The sequence below is a fragment of the Desulfonatronum thiosulfatophilum genome, from assembly GCF_900104215.1.
Lineage (GTDB): Bacteria > Desulfobacterota > Desulfovibrionia > Desulfovibrionales > Desulfonatronaceae > Desulfonatronum > Desulfonatronum thiosulfatophilum.
The window spans coordinates 30672-49412 of sequence record NZ_FMXO01000005.1; the positions used below are offsets into that span (position 1 = coordinate 30672).

Annotated in this window: 16 protein-coding genes; 4 read left to right on the top strand and 12 right to left on the bottom strand. The window is 56.4% G+C overall.

Going from position 1 to position 18741, the window contains the following annotated elements; all coding sequences use genetic code 11:
- Nucleotides 1-30: 30 nt before the first annotated feature.
- From BLP93_RS04985 to BLP93_RS04995, 3 genes are read left to right on the top strand one after another with little or no spacing between them, the layout of a single operon-like run.
- A complete protein-coding gene (locus tag BLP93_RS04985) occupies nucleotides 31-3243 on the top strand; it encodes an efflux RND transporter permease subunit (protein WP_092118012.1) in 3213 nt (1070 codons plus the stop codon).
- Nucleotides 3227-3646 carry a secondary thiamine-phosphate synthase enzyme YjbQ gene (locus BLP93_RS04990; protein WP_092118015.1) on the top strand — a complete coding sequence of 140 codons (420 nt, stop codon included), beginning with the start codon at nucleotides 3227-3229 and terminating at the stop codon, nucleotides 3644-3646. The genes BLP93_RS04985 and BLP93_RS04990 overlap by 17 nt, the downstream gene beginning before the upstream one ends.
- A complete protein-coding gene (locus BLP93_RS04995; protein WP_139162925.1) occupies nucleotides 3636-4595 on the top strand; it encodes a pseudouridine synthase family protein in 960 nt (319 codons plus the stop codon). Before BLP93_RS04990 ends, BLP93_RS04995 begins: the two co-directional genes overlap by 11 nt.
- Before the next feature lie 3 nt (nucleotides 4596-4598).
- Here BLP93_RS04995 and BLP93_RS05000 read toward each other — a convergent pair whose 3' ends face one another.
- The 4 genes from BLP93_RS05000 to ilvN form a co-directional block, all read right to left on the bottom strand.
- Nucleotides 4599-5567 carry a helix-turn-helix domain-containing protein gene (locus tag BLP93_RS05000; protein ID WP_092118021.1) on the bottom strand — a complete coding sequence of 323 codons (969 nt, stop codon included), beginning with the start codon at nucleotides 5565-5567 and terminating at the stop codon, nucleotides 4599-4601.
- Between the two features lie 290 nt (nucleotides 5568-5857).
- The gene (gene buk / locus BLP93_RS05005) at nucleotides 5858-6946 is read right to left on the bottom strand and encodes a butyrate kinase (protein ID WP_092118024.1); all 1089 of its coding nucleotides are present in this window, start codon (nucleotides 6944-6946) and stop codon (nucleotides 5858-5860) included.
- Nucleotides 6947-6995: 49 nt separating this feature from the next.
- Nucleotides 6996-7916, bottom strand: coding sequence for a phosphate acyltransferase (locus tag BLP93_RS05010; protein WP_092118026.1), 921 nt, complete (start codon nucleotides 7914-7916; stop codon nucleotides 6996-6998).
- A 17-nt stretch (nucleotides 7917-7933) separates the two neighbouring features.
- Complete coding sequence (gene ilvN / locus BLP93_RS05015; protein ID WP_092118029.1) at nucleotides 7934-8413, bottom strand: acetolactate synthase small subunit; 480 nt, start codon at nucleotides 8411-8413, stop codon at nucleotides 7934-7936.
- 340 nt (nucleotides 8414-8753) lie between these two features.
- Between ilvN and BLP93_RS05020 the strand changes: the two genes are divergently transcribed.
- A complete protein-coding gene (locus tag BLP93_RS05020) occupies nucleotides 8754-10937 on the top strand; it encodes a glutamine synthetase III family protein (protein WP_092118032.1) in 2184 nt (727 codons plus the stop codon).
- A gap of 78 nt (nucleotides 10938-11015) precedes the next feature.
- Here the strand turns inward: BLP93_RS05020 and rsmA are convergent, their stop codons facing one another.
- The 8 genes from rsmA to tsaD all read right to left on the bottom strand — a co-directional run bounded on the left by rsmA (nucleotide 11016) and on the right by tsaD (nucleotide 18737).
- The gene (gene rsmA, locus BLP93_RS05025) at nucleotides 11016-11819 is read right to left on the bottom strand and encodes a 16S rRNA (adenine(1518)-N(6)/adenine(1519)-N(6))-dimethyltransferase RsmA (protein ID WP_092118035.1); all 804 of its coding nucleotides are present in this window, start codon (nucleotides 11817-11819) and stop codon (nucleotides 11016-11018) included.
- Nucleotides 11816-12451, bottom strand: a complete 636-nt coding sequence (locus BLP93_RS05030; protein ID WP_139162926.1) for a DUF2062 domain-containing protein — start codon at nucleotides 12449-12451, stop codon at nucleotides 11816-11818. The genes rsmA and BLP93_RS05030 overlap by 4 nt, the downstream gene beginning before the upstream one ends.
- An 8-nt stretch (nucleotides 12452-12459) precedes the next feature.
- A complete protein-coding gene (gene fusA / locus BLP93_RS05035) occupies nucleotides 12460-14508 on the bottom strand; it encodes an elongation factor G (protein WP_092118041.1) in 2049 nt (682 codons plus the stop codon).
- An 87-nt stretch (nucleotides 14509-14595) separates the two neighbouring features.
- Complete coding sequence (locus BLP93_RS05040; protein WP_139162927.1) at nucleotides 14596-15186, bottom strand: hypothetical protein; 591 nt, start codon at nucleotides 15184-15186, stop codon at nucleotides 14596-14598.
- Nucleotides 15187-15560: 374 nt separating this feature from the next.
- Nucleotides 15561-16295 carry an outer membrane protein assembly factor BamD gene (gene bamD / locus BLP93_RS05045; RefSeq protein WP_092118047.1) on the bottom strand — a complete coding sequence of 245 codons (735 nt, stop codon included), beginning with the start codon at nucleotides 16293-16295 and terminating at the stop codon, nucleotides 15561-15563.
- Nucleotides 16292-17212, bottom strand: coding sequence for an NAD(P)/FAD-dependent oxidoreductase (locus BLP93_RS05050; protein WP_092118050.1), 921 nt, complete (start codon nucleotides 17210-17212; stop codon nucleotides 16292-16294). Before BLP93_RS05050 ends, bamD begins: the two co-directional genes overlap by 4 nt.
- 4 nt (nucleotides 17213-17216) lie before the next feature.
- Nucleotides 17217-17537 carry a thioredoxin gene (gene trxA, locus BLP93_RS05055; protein WP_092118053.1) on the bottom strand — a complete coding sequence of 107 codons (321 nt, stop codon included), beginning with the start codon at nucleotides 17535-17537 and terminating at the stop codon, nucleotides 17217-17219.
- A 99-nt stretch (nucleotides 17538-17636) separates the two neighbouring features.
- Nucleotides 17637-18737, bottom strand: a complete 1101-nt coding sequence (gene tsaD / locus BLP93_RS05060; protein WP_092118056.1) for a tRNA (adenosine(37)-N6)-threonylcarbamoyltransferase complex transferase subunit TsaD — start codon at nucleotides 18735-18737, stop codon at nucleotides 17637-17639.
- Between the last annotated feature and the right edge of the window lie 4 nt (nucleotides 18738-18741).

Below are 18741 nucleotides of genomic sequence, written 5' to 3' on the forward strand. Positions count from 1 at the left end.
CTTCCATCTGAATCCACTCCCGAGTCATCAATGAATCCAATCAGTTTCGCCATTCGTAATCCGGTCACCATTATGGTGGGCGTGATTTTCGTCGTCCTGTTCGGCCTGATTTCCCTGTTCGGCATGCCCTATCAGCTCAGTCCCACGGTGGTCGAGCCGGAAATTTCGGTCCAGACGGTCTGGGTCGGGGCCACTCCCTACGAAATCGAGCGGGACATCATCGAGGAGCAGGAAAACGTCCTCAAAGGCATTCCCGGCCTGCTTGAAATGGAGAGCGAAAGCTTCAGTTCCTTTGGCCGCATCAACCTGCGGTTCTCTCTGGGGACGAACGTGGATGACGCCCTGCTGCGCGTTTCCAACAAGTTGAATGAAGTCCGTTCGTATCCCCAGGGCGCAGATCGACCGGTGATTTCCGCCACGGGGGCGGCCTCTTCGCCGGTCATTTGGACTTCGCTGCGGGTGCTGCCGGACAACCCACAGGACATCGACACCTATCGCACGTTTTTCGAGAATGAAGTCCGTCAGAATCTGGAGCGGGTGGAAGGGGTCGCGGATCTTTTCGTCTTCGGGGGCACGCAGCGGGAAATGCATGTCGTGGTCCTGCCGGAGCGGCTTGCGGCTTATGGCATGACCCTGAACGAGGTCGTACGCGGCCTGCAGTCCGAGAACGTGAATGTGGCCGCCGGCAGCATCGACGTGGGGCGGAGGGATTATCGAATCCGCACTGTGGCGGAGTTTCAAAGCCCCGCGGAGATCGAGAACATTCCCCTGCGGTCCACCGGTCTGCAACGGGTCTTCTTACGCGACGTGGGTCATGCCGAATTCGGCTATGAAAAGCCCTCGGCAGCCATGCTGCATAAAGGCCAGAAGGGCATCACCGTGGGCGTGCAGGCCGAACCCGGAACCAACGTCCTGGATCTGACCGACCGGATGGAGGCAGTGGTTCAGGGGCTGAATCGGGACCTGCTCAATCCCAACGGCTTGAACCTGGAATGGCTGGCGGACGAGCGCAATTACATCCTGGGAGCCATCGGGCTGGTGCAGCAGAACATCCTGATTGGCGGAACCCTGGCCTTGATCGTGCTCTTCGTATTCCTGCGGCGCATCTCCACCACGAGCATCGCCGCCGGGGCAATTCCGATCAGCATTATCGGCACCTTCATTTTTATGAACGCCCTGGGCCGCAATCTGAACGTGGTCAGCCTGGCCGGAATCTCCTTTGCCGTGGGCATGCTTGTCGACAGCACCATCGTGGTTTTGGAAAACATCGATCGTCACCTAAAGATGCGCAAGCCCACCTGTCAGGCCGCCCTGGACGGAACCCGGGAAGTCTGGGGGGCCATTCTGGCATCCACCCTGACCACCGTGGCCGTCTTCCTGCCGGTGGTGTTCATTCAGGAGGAGGCCGGGCAGCTGTTCAAGGACATCGCCATTGCCGTGACCTGCGCCATCAGTCTGAGCCTGCTGGTTTCAGTGATGGTCATCCCTTCCCTGACCTGCCAAATTTTCCGAGTGGTCAGTTCGGTCAAGCCGCGGGATCTCGGGCCCCTGCAGCGGCTGGGCGGCTTCATGGTCAATCTGATCATGTTTTTCGTGCGCCAAGCCGTGCGCAACTGGTTCACCCGCATTCTGACCGTCAGCGGTCTGACCGCCGCGGCCCTGCTCATCGCCTGGCTGTTCTTCCCGAAAATGGATTACCTCCCCCAGGGAAACCGCAATCTGATCCTGAACATTCTCATTCCGCCACCCGGGTTGTCCTACCCGGAGAGGGTGGAGATCGGCCGGCACATTCATGAGCGGCTACAGCCCCATTATGATCAGGACCGGGACGGATTTCCGGGTATTCAACACCTGTTTTACGTCGGATCGGAATCCTTCATGTTTTTTGGGGCCACCAGCATCCACGAGCAGCGGGCCGGTGAATTGATCCCCCTATTCCGCAACGTGATCGGTTCCATTCCCGGCATGCTCGGCGTGAGCCTGCAGGCCGGGATTTTTCAAACCAGGCTGGGCCGCGGCCGGACCATCGACATCGACATCGTGGGGCCGAATCTGGAGGAACTGGTGACCGTGGGCGGAGCCATGTTCGGCATGCTCCGGGGCATCTATCCCGGAGCCCAGGTCCGCCCGATCCCATCCCTGGAATTAACCTACCCCGAGATACGTTTCATTCCGGACCGGGATCGGCTCAGGGCGGCTGGAATGACGTCCGCGGACCTGGGGCTGGCCCTGGACGTGCTGACCCATGGACGCAGGATCGGCGAATTCAAGGAAGAGGGGCGGAAAACCATCGATCTCGTGCTGCGTTCCTCCACCGAAACCATGGCCAACCCTGAAGTTTTGCATTCAGCCCTCGTGGCGACACCCCAGGGCATTCCGCTGCCGGTCTCCTCACTGGCATCTATGGAACGGACCACCGGCATCACCCAGATTCGGCACCTGGAGCGTCAGCGGACCGTGACCCTGCAATTGACGCCGCCCGAGGCCGTGACCTTGCAAGAGGCCATGGAAACCGTTGCAACCCAGGTTGTTCCCGCATTGCGTGCCCAGGGACTTTTGGCAAGCTCGAGTGTGGAAATGAGCGGCGTGGCCGACAAGCTGAACGAGACCCGCCTGGCCCTGCAATGGAATTTCGTGCTGGCCGTGCTGATAATTTATCTGCTCATGTCCGCCTTGTTCGGCAACTTTCTCTACCCGTTGATCATCCTGTTCACGGTTCCCCTGGCCACGGCCGGGGGATTCGTGGGACTGAAGCTGGTCAACGTGTTCATCGCGCCCCAGCCTCTGGACGTTCTGACCATGCTCGGCTTCGTTATTCTGGTGGGGGTCGTGGTGAACAATGCCATCCTGCTGGTCAACCAGTCGCTGATCAATGTCCGCCAGCTGGCCATGGAGCACCTGGAGGCCGTGCTGGAAGCCACCAGGGTCCGGCTGCGGCCCATCTACATGAGCATGGCCACCAGCATTTTCGGCATGCTGCCACTGGTGGTCTTTCCGGGACCGGGATCGGAACTTTACCGCGGACTTGGCAGCGTGGTTTTGGGCGGACTAGCTCTTTCAACGGTTTTTACCATTTTTGTGATTCCGTCTTTGCTGGCTTTTTTCATCCGCATGGAAACGCCCGGCTCGGCCGCCGGCTTTGACGATCCCCTGGGCAGACCTGAGCAGTGCGAAATCCCCGAGCAAATCCCCGATCAAACCTTTGATCAAACCAAGGGAGAGGCATATGAAAAGCTATCGTAAGGAATTGTGGTTTCATGTTACAGGGCGTCGGGCCTTCATCAACATCACCCCCCAGGTGGAGGAATGCCTGCGGGAAAGCGGCATCCGGGAAGGGCTGCTGTTGTGCAATGCCATGCATATCACGGCCAGCGTGTTCATCAACGACGATGAATCCGGGTTGCACCACGACTACGACGCCTGGCTGGAGCGGCTGGCGCCGCATGCTCCGATCAGCCAGTACCGCCACAACCGGACCGGCGAGGACAACGGCGACGCCCATTTGAAGCGCCAGATCATGGGCCGGGAGGTGGTGGTGGCCGTCACCGAGGGACGGCTGGATTTCGGAACCTGGGAGCGGATTTTTTATGGAGAGTTCGACGGCAACCGCCGCAAGCGGGTGTTGGTGAAGATCATTGGCGAATAGGTTGGGAAATTCGGCATCCGAATCCGAATTGGATCAGGAATTCATGCGGGGAGGCGGGGAGTGGACCGTTCCCCATGATTGTCAGGGATTGCGGCTGGATCAGGCGTTGATGCGGTGTACGTCCGGGCTGGGGCGGCGAGGAGCCCGGAGAGTATTTGAGCAGTGCCTGGTTCTGGTGGAGGGACGACGACGCGTGGCCGGATTCAGGGTCCAGGCTGGACAGCGGATCAGTCTGAGGCCTCTGGAGAGTGGACGCGGCGATGTGGAGAGCCGGAATCCGGATGACCATCTTCCGGTTGTGTTGGCGGCTCGCGATGAATCCTTCGCGGCACTTGTCAAGCCAAGCGGGATGCACAGTGAAGTTGTGGCCGGAAGCACTGGACCCAGTATTGAAGCGGTGTTGCCGGAACTCTTTCCGGGCATTCCGGCGATCTTGCTCAACCGCCTGGATCAATCCGTTTCAGGTCTTTTGCTGGTGGCCCTGGGTGATCCGGCGGCGCAAAAATATGCCGCCTGGCAGGAGCAGGGCCTGGTGCGGAAGCAATATCTGGCAGCGGTTCGTGGAAATCTCAGCGAAGAGATGTTGATTCAAACGACCCTGGACACGGCCAAACGGCGAAGGGTTCGTCCCATACCCGGAATCGAGCCGGACCCCTTGCGGTGGACTCGGGCTTTGCCGCTTTCATCGAGTGATGAGCGAGATGAGAGTCTGGTTCTTGTGGAAATACTGAAAGGGCGGCGGCATCAGATCAGGGCGCATCTGGCCTGGGCCGGCCATCCGGTGGTTCTTGATCCCCTGTACGGGCCGGGGCCGGATCTGGGATGGATCTATCTGCATCACTGCAGAATAGATTTGCCGGATTTTTCCGCTTCTGTCTTGCCCTGTTGGAAGGAATGGCAAGTGAACCCGTTATGGAAGCATTCGCTTCCGGAAGATCAATCCGGCTGACGCTTAGACATTTTTCATGGGGAAGGACTTGACGATGATGTTTTCACCATGGGAGTCGGTTACCACGATCTGCGTCGCGGCCAAGTCGTTCTTGTCCAATCCCGACGGCAGGTGCAGACGGGTGTTGATGTTTCGAAAGTTGCGGATCCTGAATTGAGGTATCTCTTCGTTTCCAAGAGCCCAATAAGTTTCGTCGTCCTTGCTGATAAAATTGATGGAGATTTTGCCGGACAGGATGTCGTTGGTGAGGTTGCTCAAGTCAAAGCTTGCCAAAAAGCCTCCTTCTGCAACCGAAAGCTGAACGTTGCCCAGCGCGGCCTTGCGTAAGTCCAGATCCTGCAGCACAGCTATTCTCTCTTCCGATTGTTCCTGCAGCGATGCAACTTCAACGGTCTGCCCGTCTTCAAGCTTGAACTGCACTCCGGAAGCGGCCTCTGGAGCCGTTTCCAGGTTATTGAAGGATATGTCCAGAATTTGCTCGGGCTGGTCCAATGGACCGAGCAGTTTTGCTGTTGATTCTTCGGGCAAGGCATCCCATGGCGAAGTCTTTTGCGCGGCAGGAGGGTTTTTCTGTGCGGTAAGCCCGGTCAGGTCGAAATAATCTTTCTGGAATAACCATATGCCCCCGCCGATGAACGTAATGAGCACGGCAACAGCCACGGAAGATCCCAAAAAAGGAAAACTCCTGCCCGTGGGAACCTGCTCAACAGGAGACCATTTCGTCAGATCGGATTCCGCATTGAACTCCCTGAGGACGTCTTCCAGGGGAGCCGTATCCAATCCTAGGAAATTGGCATAGTTTCTAACAAAGCTCTTCAGATATACCGGATGCGGCAAAGCCGCCTCGTCTGCTTCTTCAATCGCTTTGAGGGCAGAGCTGTTGATCCTGGTCGCCGTGGTAACGTCAGCTAGTTCCAGCCCTTGACGCAGCCTCTCGCTCTGGAGCATTTTTCCAAGTTCATTCATGTCCATGCTCGATCTCCAATAGGTATTTCGCTAGTCTAGTATTGATGATGCAACAGTACATCGTTGCCTTCAAAATCGTCTTTCGAACAGCTACTACATTCTTTTGCGAGAGGAATAAACCTGCTGGGCATCAGGATTTGCAATTTTTCAACCTCAATTTGACTATTTCACTGGCAGCTTGGAGACGCTATGGTAAAAAGGTATTTCGGTAAAAACCGGAATTCAGGTTTTTCCTTGGCGTTCGACTGCCCACTCATTTGGGCAGTTACGAAAGGTGCTGTTACGAGAGTCGGCGGTTAGCCCTGATAGACTTGGATTTGGATTGTTCCCTGAAGTGCGTCCGAGGCGCTCGAAGCCATGACATGGGCTTCGGTCATTCCGAGGATGGTCTCGATGGGCATGATGGGCGAGAGGCGAGCGGCAAGTTCGGCAACAAGTACGGTGCTCTTGGCCAGGCCTCCGGTGATGACCAGGGCATCCACCGGTAAAGGGTCGGTAGAGGTGATCAGGGCAGGCAGCAGGGAGGTTGCATGCCGAGCAATGTTGTAGGCAAAGGCATGGAAAACATCTTGAGCATGTCGATCGCCTTCGCGGATTCGCGATTCCACGACGCGAAAATCATTGGTGCCCAGGTGAGCCAGGATGCCGCCTCCGCGCAGGACAGCCCGGCGAAGGCCGGGAACATCGTAATCGCCGTTTTCAAGCAGACGAAGGACTTCCATGACCGGCAAGGCGCCGGTGCGTTCGGGAGTCATGGGACCTTCGCCGTCCAGGGCGTTGGTCACCTCCACGACACGGCCGCGCAGGTGGGCCCCGATACTGATTCCTCCGCCAAGATGGGCGACGATGAACTTGCCTGCCTCATACTTCAGGCCCCGGCGACGGGCGGCTTCCCGGGCCGCGCCGCGCTGGGACAGAGCATGAAAAGCACTTCGTCGATGCACTTGCGGCAATCCTGTGGGTCTGGCTTCCGCGCTCAGTTCGTCCGTGACCACCGGATCCACCACAAGGGCTCTGCCTCCGAAGCGTGAGGCCAACTCCAGGGCCAGCGGCGCGCCCAGATTGCAGGGGTGCTCGCCGTAACGCTGATTCCGAAGATCATCGATCATTTGTTCGTTGATGTCGTAGACGCCGCCGGGCAACGGAGCCAGCAATCCGCCGCGCCCGACCACGGCATCAAGGCGTAGATCTCCAAAAGCCGACTCGGCAAGGGCTTTGAGGACTGTATCCAGGCGCATGGCATACTGACTCCAGACATCGGCGAAAGCAGCCAGCTGCATTTTGGGATGCTGTTCATCGCGGGAAAGGATCGGCTTGCCGTCCTGGAAAAGGACGACTTTCGTGGATGTGGAGCCGGGATTGATGGTCAGGATGGCATGTTGCATACAGCTATAGTTCTGGAGCGGATGATTTTTGGAAAAGTGTCGGCAGTGGTCAGGATGATCGGCCTCTTGCGAGAAAAACCGCCAAGGCGATGGACAGGAACTTGGAGCGGGGGCTGTCGGCTCGGGAGGGCACGACAATGGGAACGGAACTGCCGACGACCACGCCGGCCACATCCAGGCCAAGCAGGGTGTTCAGGCACTTGTAAAGCATATTGCCGCTTTCGATGTCCGGGGTGATGAGAATATCGGCATGCCCGGCGACTTCGTCGACAAAATGCTTGCTGGCCGCGGACCGGGCGGACAAGGCGATGTCCAGGGCCATGGGGCCGGCGACGCGCGCATCGCCAAAAGCGCCTTCGGCGCCCATTCGGGCGATCAGGTCCGCGTCCAGGGTGGCGGGCATTGCCGGATAATTTACCTTCTCCGTGGCGGCAAGCAGGGCAACTCTGGGGCGTACAATTCCCAGCTTGCGCGCCACGGCCAGGGCGTTGCGCACGATTTCCACCTTGCGTTGCAGGTTGGGGCGGATGTTCACCGCCGCGTCGCTGAGCAGCAGCAGTTTTTCAGCATGAGGATTCTCGAATACCGTGACATGGCTGATGATGCCCTGGGGCGGAACACCATGGGTCTTGTCCAGCACGGCCTTGAGCAGCGTGCTCGTGCCGACGCCGCCTTTCATGATCAAATCCGCCTCGTGCTCCCGGAACATGCGCACGGCTTCGCGCACAGCGGCGACGTCGTCAGGAAGATGCACCTGGTGCAATGCGGAAATGTCCGTTCGCAGGTCCCGGGCGATACGGCTGGTGGTCTCCATGTCGCCGATAAGCACCGGATCGATCAGCCCCGCGGCATAGGCATTCAGGGCCGCTTCCAGTGCATAGGCGTCTCCGGAACGGGCAATGGCCAGTCGGGGAGGATTGTCATCCGGTATGGACCGGCGAACCAGTTCGTCAAGAGAGGCTATGGGCATCAGTCAGTGCCTTGCAGTCAGTCGTCGCCGCGCTTGAGAGCAATCATTCCCGAACGACAAAGGCTTTTGATGCCAAAGGGGGCGAGCATCTTGATCAGGCCATCGACCCGTTCCCGGTCTCCGCTCATTTCCACCGTGATCGATCGCTGTCCCATGCCCACCACGTTGGCCCGGAAAACCTCGAAGATCTGCATGATCTGCGTGGTGCAGGCGGATTCCATGGCCACCTTGACCAGAACCAGTTCCCGGTCGACGAATTCCTTGCGCCGCAGATCATCCATGCTGATGATCACATCCATGTCGGCCATTTCCTCAGTGATGCGCTGAATGTCGTCCTCCGATCCATCCAGGCCGATGGTCAGGCGCGATATTGTCGGGTCTTCCGTCTCACCCGCGGAGATGCTGCGGATGTTGACGTTGTATTTGCGGATCGCCTGGGCCATGTCGGCCAGAACACCTGGGCTGTTCTTCGTCAGGGCGGAAATGGTCTGAGTCATGATCCTAGATGCTCCTCATTTAGCAAGATCTTTGGTGTACATAAATGTAATAATCGAGGCATGAAAAGCACAATCAGGAGAAAAAATCTATACAAAATTGTAAGAATAAAATGGCGAGTGTTCTGTTTGAGCCACTAACATTCCAGAATACTGCGTCTTATTTTTTTGGAACAACAGTTGCAAGATGTATTGCGATTTCGAGGCAATGAAAGTGATGGCAACTTCAGGCGTCGCATTCAACCCTTACACGCTAATTCATATCATACTGTTTCAAGTCCAGTATTTCTTGAGGCCACGATATTTGTCAACACAAGGAAATATAAGCAAAGGAGAAGATTTAATGAGTGGAATCCAGTCTCGCTTGAACGCCATTTCGGCGGTTACCAACTACTCGCCGACAGCGGCGCCGTTGAATTTCGCGGAAACAAAACCTACGGACCTGTTCGGTTGTAATGTCTTCAATCACAAGGTGATGAAGGAACGTCTGCCCGGAGATGCCTACAAGTCCCTGAAGAAAACCATCGAATACGGAGAAAAGCTGGACTCGGCCCTGGCCGACATCGTGGCCAACGCCATGAAAGACTGGGCCATTGAACGCGGGGCGACCCATTTTACCCACGTGTTTTATCCCCTGACCGGGTTGACGGCGGAAAAGCACGATGCGTTTCTTGTTCCGGATGGGAACGGTGGCGCTTTGGCCCAGTTCAGCGGCCAAATGCTGATCCAGGGCGAGCCGGATGCCTCCAGTTTTCCCTCCGGAGGACTGCGGACCACCTTTGAAGCCCGCGGCTACACAGCCTGGGACGTGACCAGTCCGGCATACATTCTGGAAAACCCCAATGGAACATTTTTGTGTATTCCCACGGCTTTCGTCTCCTGGACCGGAGAGGCCCTGGACAAAAAAACGCCGCTTCTGCGTTCCCTGCAGGCATTGAACAAGCAGGCCAAGCGCGTGCTTCAGCTTTTCGGCGTGGAGACCAAGCTCCCCGTCATTTCCTATGCCGGACCGGAACAGGAATATTTCCTTATCGACCGAAATTTCGTCTTCAGCCGTCCGGATCTGCTCATCGCCGGTCGAACATTGTTCGGCGCCAAACCGGCCAAGGGACAAGAGTTCGAGGACCAGTACTTTGGAGCAATCCCGCGCCGGGTACTGTCCTTTATGATGGAAGTGGACCGCGAACTGTACAAGCTTGGGGTGCCCGTGAAAACGCGCCACAACGAGGTGGCGCCGGGGCAGTACGAAATCGCGCCTATCTTCGAGGCCGGCAACCTGGCCACGGACCACAACCAGCTGGTCATGACCGTATTGCGCAACGTGGCCAAGCGGTACGGGATGGAGTGCCTGTTGCACGAAAAACCTTTTGCCGGGATCAACGGCTCCGGCAAACATCTCAACTACTCGCTGGGCAATGCCGAACTGGGCAGCTTGTTCGACCCGGGTGAAACGCCGCATGAGAATGCCCAGTTCCTGATCTTCTGCGCAGCGGCCATTCGGGCAATGCATCGATATGGCGCATTGCTGCGGGCCACTGTGGCCACGGCTTGCAATGATCATCGCCTTGGCGCCAATGAAGCGCCTCCGGCTATCATGTCGGTCTACCTTGGAGCGCAGTTAACCGAAGTCTTCGAGCAGATCAAAAGCGGCAACATCAAGGGATCGAAAAAGAAGGACGTCCTGACCGTGGGCGTGGACACCCTTCCGCCGTTGCCCATGGATCCGGGCGACCGCAACCGGACCAGCCCGTTCGCTTTTACGGGCAACAGGTTTGAATTCAGAGCTGTTGGTTCTTCGCAGTCCATTGCAGGCCCGCAGGTCGCTTTGAACACCATGATGACCGAGTCCCTTGATTACATCGCCTCGGAACTGGAAAAAGCCACCAAGGGCGATCCGGAAAAGTTGAATACGGCTGTCCAGAGCCTGTTGAAGAAAATCATCACTGAGCATGAAGCGATTATTTTCAACGGAGACGGCTACTCCGAGGAATGGCACAAGGAGGCTGCAAAACGCGGCCTGCCCAATCTGAAGACGACTCCGGAAGCTCTTCCGGAAATCACAGCCAAACCGGTCATTGAATTGTTCACTAAATACGGCGTGCTGTCAGAGGCGGAACTGCATTCCCGCCAGGAAATCTACCTGGAACAGTACAGCAAGAGCATCAACACCGAAGCCAACCTGGTCATCCGGATGGCCAAGACCATCATCTTCCCGGCTGCCATGCGATATCAGGGCGAGTTGGCCGCGACCTGCGCCAACCTGAAGGCCATCGGACATGATGTGAAGATGATCACTCTCGAAGACGTGACGGCAAAATTGCGCATGATGCAGAAATCCGTAGGGGACCTGGAAGACGTCCTGGAGAAGGTGCCGCACGGAGACACACTCAAGGAAGCAAAGTATTTCTGCGATTCGGTTTTGCCGGCCATTAACACTGTCCGGGAATGGGCGGACAGTTTGGAAATCGTCGTAGCCGACGATCTGTGGGTTTTGCCTAGTTATCAGGAAATGCTGTTCATCAAATAAACGATTCACACCCTCCTCCAATGCAAAAGGCCGCCCCACATGGGGCGGCCTTTTGCATTTTTGCATTGGGGGCAGCTATCAAGTGACGCTGTGATTTACGGCTTCAACGGCAAAAAGCAACTGCGCCAGATGCTGAAACTGCTTCGGAGACAGTTCCTCGGGACGGCATTCCGGCTTCAGTCCCTGGTCAATGAGCCACATGGTCAGGTATTCATGCCAGAAGGACCGAAGGATTGTCTTCAGTTGCTTGCGACGCTGCTGAAAGCAGATGTTCAACAATTTACGAAGAGCCGGGCCGCAAGTTGTCCGTTCTTCATTGGGCAGGGGAAGGAAACGTATTACCGCGGAATCGATTTTCGGTCTGGGATAAAAGACATGAGGGCCAACCACAAACAATCTGCGGACTTGCACATGGCTTTGCACCCAGACACTCAGGGCTCCGTAACTCCGGTTTCCCGGAATCGCGGCGATACGATCCGCGACCTCTTTCTGGACCATGAAAATGCCGCGCTCCAGATCGGATACTCGAGAGACCACGTCCCAGATGATCGGTGAGGCCACATTGTAAGGAAGATTTCCGATGATGTTCCAGGGACCGTGCAGCCGTTCCCATGGAAACTCCAGAGCATCCATCACGAGCAGAGAAAGATCCGGCCACCGCGCTTTCAATTCGGCGGCCAAGTCGGCGTCCTTCTCAAGGGCATGCAGGGTGCATCCGGATTGGTTAAGCCAGCGGGTCAAGGCTCCCTGGCCGGGTCCAATTTCCAAAACTCGAGCGTTGGTTGGCGCATCCAGAGAAGCGACGATTTTTGCAGCTGTGCCTTGATCTTGTAAAAAATTCTGGCCGAGACTGCGTTTCGGGCGATGCGTCGTCCGAATCATGCGTTTGAGCCTTTGGACTTGCATGATCGTAAGAATTTGTCGGATGCATCCGCATTGTGCCTGTCGGCTTTGATGTCGGAGTTCTCGAAGGTTTGCGGAGGGGGCTGATCGTAAGACTCGGGTGAATAAAATCTTGCATATGGTGAGGCGGACATTTTTCGGGCTCGTCTGGCCTGGTGCGCTTTGGTCAGAAACAATGTCAGAAAATAGGCGAACAGGGCGCTGGGTATGGCGATCAAGAAACCGCCCAGCAACATGCTGGCGTAAAAATACCATCCCGTCTGCAGCAATTCGCCAATGGTCCAGTGTTCCGGATTGAGCCGTCCCCGTCCTTCAGGCAGGAAGAAACGGCCAATCCTGAGCATGAGCAGGTAGAAAAAAGGGATGGTCAGCGGATTGGTGATCGAAGTTCCGATGAGGGCGGTAAGCTTGCTGCATCGAAACGCCACGGCCAATATCAGAACGAAAATGGTCTGCAATGGTATGATCGGCAACAACCCGATAAATATCCCCAAGGCCATGCCCAATGCGAGATCATGGGGAGTGGACTTGATGCGCAGAACTTTTTTGTACAGATGGCGCAGGCTGCGTAACAGGTTTTCCCACCACAGCCGTGAAGGTTTCGTTTTCATGTTCAACGTTACGCCAGAATGTCGAAGCGCGCGAACTGCATGGTAAAGCCGGCCCGGCCCTGGGAGGCGGAACGCAGAGCCGTGGAAAAACCGAAGAGCTGGCGCATGGGAGCTATGCCGAGAATAACCTTGGCTCCGGCCCGGTCGAACATGTTGCCGACCCGGCCGCCCCGGGAGTTGAACAGGCCGATGACCTCGCCGACGTGTTCATCCGGAACGGTCATCTCGATGTTCATGATCGGTTCCAGCAACAGGGGGCCGGCTTCGCTCAAAGTCAGTTTCAGGGCTTGGGCTGCGGCCATCTGATAGCCGACAGCGGAGGAATCGCCGTCGCGCCTTTCCAGGTGGGATATTTCCACCAGCACGTCCTGGACCGGATAGCCTTTCACCACGCCGCTGCGCAGACCATCTTCAATGCCTTGGTTCACTGCCTGGATCCAGGCATCCGGCCAGCCTTCGACGGACATGGTCCAGCGGACGACCAAGCCTTCGTCTCGCTTGCGTGGAGCGACATGGACACGAACCGCACCAAAATGCCGAACCTTGCCCAGTTCCCGGTCAAATTCGGCCTGCCCCTGCGCCGGCTTGGTGATGGTTTCCTGGTAAACCACCTGCGGATTGCCGGAGCGTGGAGAGACTCCGTATTCCCGAGCCATTCGTTCCAGAACCACGTCCAGGTGAAGTTCCCCCATGCCGGAGAGAATCAACTGGTCCGTCTCCGGATCCTGATCCAGGAACAGCGTTGGATCCTGGAGCAGAAACAACTGCAAGACTTCAGAAAGCCTTTTGGCGTCGGCCTGGGTTTTCGGCTCCAGAGCCAGTGAAATCACCGGCTGATACTGGGCGATCTGTTCAAGAAGCACCGGGTGATTTTGGTCGGCCAAAGTGTCTCCGGTCCGGGTGGACTTGCATCCGGCCAGTGCGACGATCTGCCCGGCTTGGGCCAGCTCCAGTCGTTGCTTCTTGTCCGCGTGCATCTGGTAGATGTGCGCGACACGTTCGTCAGTGTTCTGTGAAATGTTGCGGATCTGATCTCCCTCACGCAAATTTCCTGAATATATTCGGATATATGCCAGACGTCTTCCGGCTTCCACAGTTATTTTGAAGACCAGTGCCGCGAAGGGGCCGGAAGAAGCATTGGGCAGGAGGATTTCCTTGCGGCTCTCCGGATGCAGGCCTTTTGTCGGAGGCGTATCTTCGGGTGAAGGCAGATAGGTGCAGACCGCATCCAGCAACGGCTGGATCCCGATATTCTTCAAGGCCGAACCGCACAGGACCGGAACCAACGCCCCGCTCAGGGTCAGGCGGCGAATGGTTTCGTTAAGGACCGATAGATCAATGGGCGAGCCTGAGAGATACGCCTCAAGAAGGGCGTCGTCGTGTTCAGCAAGTATTTCCAGGGATTGATCGCGCCAGGGACGAGCTGATTCCTCCTGGGAAGGAGTCAGTGGCACCTCCTGCCATTGGGCACTTTGTTCATTACCGTCAAAGGCAAGGAATCGCATCCGGAGCAGATCGATGACGCCTTTGAAGTCCTGGCCCTGGCCGTCGGGAATCTGCAGGAGCAAAGGAGTGATGCGCAGCTTGGACCGCATATCCTCAAGCACCGATTCGAAGTCCGCACCCAATCGATCCATTTTGTTGATGAAGGCGATTTTGGGAACGCCGAACTTGGCTGATTGACGCCAAACTGTCTCCGATTGCGGTTCTACGCCGCCCACGGCACAAAATACGCCAACCGCGCCATCCAGGACGCGCAGGCTTCGCTCTACTTCAATGGTGAAGTCCACATGCCCAGGGGTGTCGATGACATTCAAGATATGCTGATTCCACTGCGTGGTGGTGCAGGCCGAGGTGATGGTGATTCCTCGTTCCTGTTCCTCGGGAAGATAGTCCATGGTAGCGTTGCCCTCATGAACTTCCCCCATGCGGTGGATGGCTCCGGTGAAGAAAAGAATTCGTTCCGTGACCGTTGTCTTTCCGGCATCGATATGGGCAATGATGCCTATATTGCGAACATGGGCAAGGCCGCCGGTGGATGATTTGGATTTGCTCATGGTTCCGAATATGCTGATTGGAAGTTACAACGACTAAAACGGGGAGAGATCATTCCTGGTTATGAAAACGAAGTCACCACGTGGAAACTATGAATAGGCATTTGAACAGGCCAGAACCATCCCGTGCAGATAAAAAACATCCGCAGGCAGGTTCGGCCAGAACCAACAGCCTTCTTGACCTGGTGTGAAAATCAATCCGGTGGACGGCAAGGCCGTGTCCGAAAGCAGATGGCTTCCGACACCGAGCGTTACACGGGAACCACGGCAAAACTGATCCCATGTGCCGGAATTTGGCTGAATTGAATTTGGCGCTTGGTCCTGGAGCGGTCCCCAGACCTCCAGGGGGGTTGCCGGGTGATTCCTGAGAAGGACATTCCATTCCCACTCGTCTGGAGTTTCATGCCAGATCCGGATTGGCAGCCCGGCCTGAAGTCTCCACACGTCAACGCCGGCAAAAGCCGGTTCAGCGTCCAGGAACAAAGTGTCAACATCATCCAGGGCAAGAATGGTTCCATTCGCATCCAGTTCGGTCATCCGGCGCAGGGTGTCGAGGATCGTCGGGTCATCCATGTGGCAGACGACCTCGGCTCCGCACAGTTCCAGGCTCGTCAGCAAAAGGGCATCCCAACCGGCCTGTTGGCGGAGGACAACCAGAATCTTAGGTATTCCGGCAGTCATGGCTGGCAGCAGAGCTGCCAGGGTTCGTGCCGGACTGGCGTTGATTGCAGATAGTAGTACGACAGCCCAGGGCCTTGGCTGAAGCATGTGCCTTGTTTGGAATCCGGCGGTCCAGTCGGTCCGATGATCTGAGGACCGTAACCGGTTAGGCGGATGAAGTGCGTAGAGTTGGGCGATGTTTTTTTTAATCCATGAACGTTCAAAGTCGCTCAAGGAAGCATAAGCATCGCTGAATGCCTGGTCCGGGATTCGCCAATCGTCAATGAAATCAGGCCAGGCAAGGGGAACAGGTATGGACATTTAAATATTCCGGCTGTGAACGTGGAGGAAAGAGCATTCGGACGTCACGGGCCGGTAAATCAAGACTTGAGGAATCAGAGCCAATCAAGAAGCCTTTTCCATGTCCCTTCTCGTTCTTCCCGATCCTCTCGCGATTGTTGTTTCTGAAAGCGATAGTAGGCAAAGTCGCCCTGTCTGGCGGCATACTCGGCAATTTCATCAATATCTGCAAACTCACGCGAAACCTGCTGGTATCGGTGCCATGCCGGACCATACTGGCCTCTGCGCCAGTAGAAATCGGCAACGAACAACTCGCTCTCGGCTATGCGGGTCCGGGCCTGGGTGATGAATTCGCCCGCTTCATGAGCGTGAACGGAGTCTGGAAACGTTTGCTGGACACGGGTGAAATATTGAACGGCAAGATGCAGATTATCCGTTGGCCGATCGATGGAGCGAAACTGCTTCAGGTAGGACATGCCGACCTGGAACAAGACGTAGGGAATCGATTCATGACCGGGGTGCAGGGATTCAAATTCCAGATAGGTCTGGACAGCGGCATCGTATTGTTCTGACAGGAAGTACGCGTCAGCCAAAGCCAATTCGGCCGCGGAAGTGAAAGGACTGAAGGGATATCTGTCCTTGAGCTTGGTAAAATAGGTGATTGCCTGACGATATTCCTTGGACTCCATGGCTTCGAATCCGGCCTGGGCAAGTTCCTGAGCCGTATCTTCGGGAGGCGTCAAGAAGTAATAGTCAATAATGCCGCAGCCTGAGATCAAAAAGGTCAGGAGCAAGCAAGGCAGCAGAGCGCGAATAGGTGTTGTTTTCACAAAGAGTCCAGAAAAAGGGATGCGGAATTGGCGGCAGTTGCGCCGTCTCCGACAGCGGTGGCAACCTGGCGGCACAATTTGAGCCGGACGTCTCCGGCGGCAAAAATGCCGGGCAGGTTGGTCTGCATTTCCTGATCCGTAATGATGAATCCCTCAGGAGATTGGTCGAGATTCTCAGGAACAAAATCGGTCAGGGCCTTGGAACCGACAAAGACGAAAAGGCCGGAAATAGCGAGCTGGCGTTCAGTTCCGTCTGGGAGATGCTTCACGACCAGCCCATTCAGCTCATTTTCTCCGAGAAGCTCGGTGGCGACGGAATTCATGATGCACTCGATATTCGGAACCTTCTTGACCCGTTCCTGAAAGATTTTGTCCGCCCGAAAAGCATCGCGACGGTGGATAAGATAGACTTTTCCAACAATCTTGGACAGGTACAAGGATTCTTCAAGGGCTGTATTTCCGCCGCCAATGGCCGCCACAGCCTGGCCCTTGAAAAAATTGGCGTCGCACAAAGCGCAGTAGGATACGCCGCGTCCGATAAACTCATCTTCTCTCTGCAACCCCAAGTGCTTCCAGGCCACGCCGGAGCAAATGACGAGGGATTTCCCCTGAATTGTCTCTTCCTCCAGATGCACGGTGTTCAGGCCGGGCATCTGGTGGGTAATGGAGCGCACTTCCTGACGGTAGGCATCATAGGAGAAACCCTTGAGATGGTCAGCCATTAGATCGGCCAGTTCGTATCCTTTGATGCCGCTGGGGTGACCAGGGTAGTTCTCAATCCATTCCGTGGTCAGAACTTGTCCTCCTGTGGCGAGCCGCTCAACCAGGGCGACAGACGCACCCGCACGGAAGAGATAGAGGGCGGCCGTCATTCCTGCCGGACCGCCCCCGATAATAATTGCGTCGTAGGATTTCATGAGCCTACTTGATTTTCTTGGCAATCATGTCCTTGATGCTGCTTTTTGATACGGCACCGGTCAGCTGCTCCAGGACCTCGCCGTTCTTAAACAGGATCAGGGTCGGGATGGCACGGATCCCAAAACGTGATGGAGTCTTGGAGCTTTCATCCACATTCATTTTTCCAACTTTGACTTGACCTGCCAGTTCTTGCGTCAGTTCTTCAATGACCGGGGCGATGGCTCTGCACGGTCCGCACCAGGGCGCCCAGAAATCAACGAGCACCGGAAGGTCGCACTGCAAGACCTCGGCTTCAAAGTTGGTATCATTCAGTTCATGTGCCATGAGTCACTCCTTTTCGCTAGCAGGTTCTTTGGATGTGCCGATTGGGATGGATGGAAGACCATTGGAAGCGGTACATACGCACGAGTGCAAGCCTCCAGACTAGTTGCGCGTGCATGAACTGTCAAGGCGGGCACATTGGACATGGTAGTCCCAGGGAATCGGTTTTCCGCGCGGGACGGCTTCAACGTTCAGGTCATGAGACCATCCTGCCGTGGCCAACAGCCAGCCCATGTAGCCGATCATGGCAGCATTGTCCGTACATAGGGTTGCACTTGGCAGAATCAGCGGCAGGCTACGCTGCTCGGCAGTCTTTCGCAAGATCCCGCGCAGCATGGAATTTGCGGCGACCCCTCCGGCGGCGATCAGGGAGCGGTAAGGATATCCAAGATCCAGTTCCCGTTCAATCTTGATGCGCAAGGCCTCCACAATGCTCCAGTTGAGTGATGCGCACACCGTACAGATTTCCGGATTCTTTCGAGCCCAGCTCATGAGCGCTTCATTGTCCGGAAGACGCGGCAGGCGGAGATGGGGATGCTTCGCAAGGTGGAGAGAAACCGCGGTCTTCAGGCCGCTGAAGCTGAAGTTGAGATTCTTGTTGTCCAGATAGGGTCTGGGAAACATCCGAGGATCCGGTTCGGCCATGGCGGCCAGGGCATCAATGAAGCGGCCGCCGGGGTAGGGCATGTTGAGCATGGATGCCGTCTTGTCCAAGGCTTCCCCGGCAGCGTCATCCAGGCTTCGTCCCAAGAGTTCAAACTCGCTTGGTGAAATAACCCTGTACAGATGGGTATGTCCTCCGGAAACCAAGAGCCCGAGGGCCGGGAAGACGATGTCCTGCTCAAGTCCGGCAGCAAGAAGATGTGCGTGGAGATGGTTCACTCCGACCAGCGGAACGTTCAGAGATAAAGCCAGTCCTTTTGCCATGCCCATTCCAACCAGCAAACTTCCCATAAGCCCAGGCCCCCGGGCCGCGGCCACAACCTGGACGTCGTGGATGTTCCTGCCGGTGCGTTCCAATAAGCGGGCCAGGAGAAAAGGTAGTGAGGTGAGGTGTCGCCGGGAGGCCAGTTCCGGGACAACGCCTCCGAAAAGGGCGTGTACCGCCTCCTGAGAATGCAGGCACTCATCGAGCAACCGGCCATCCTCTACCAGGGCCAGCGCGGATTCGTCGCAGGAAGTCTCAATACCGAGACAGAGCACGATG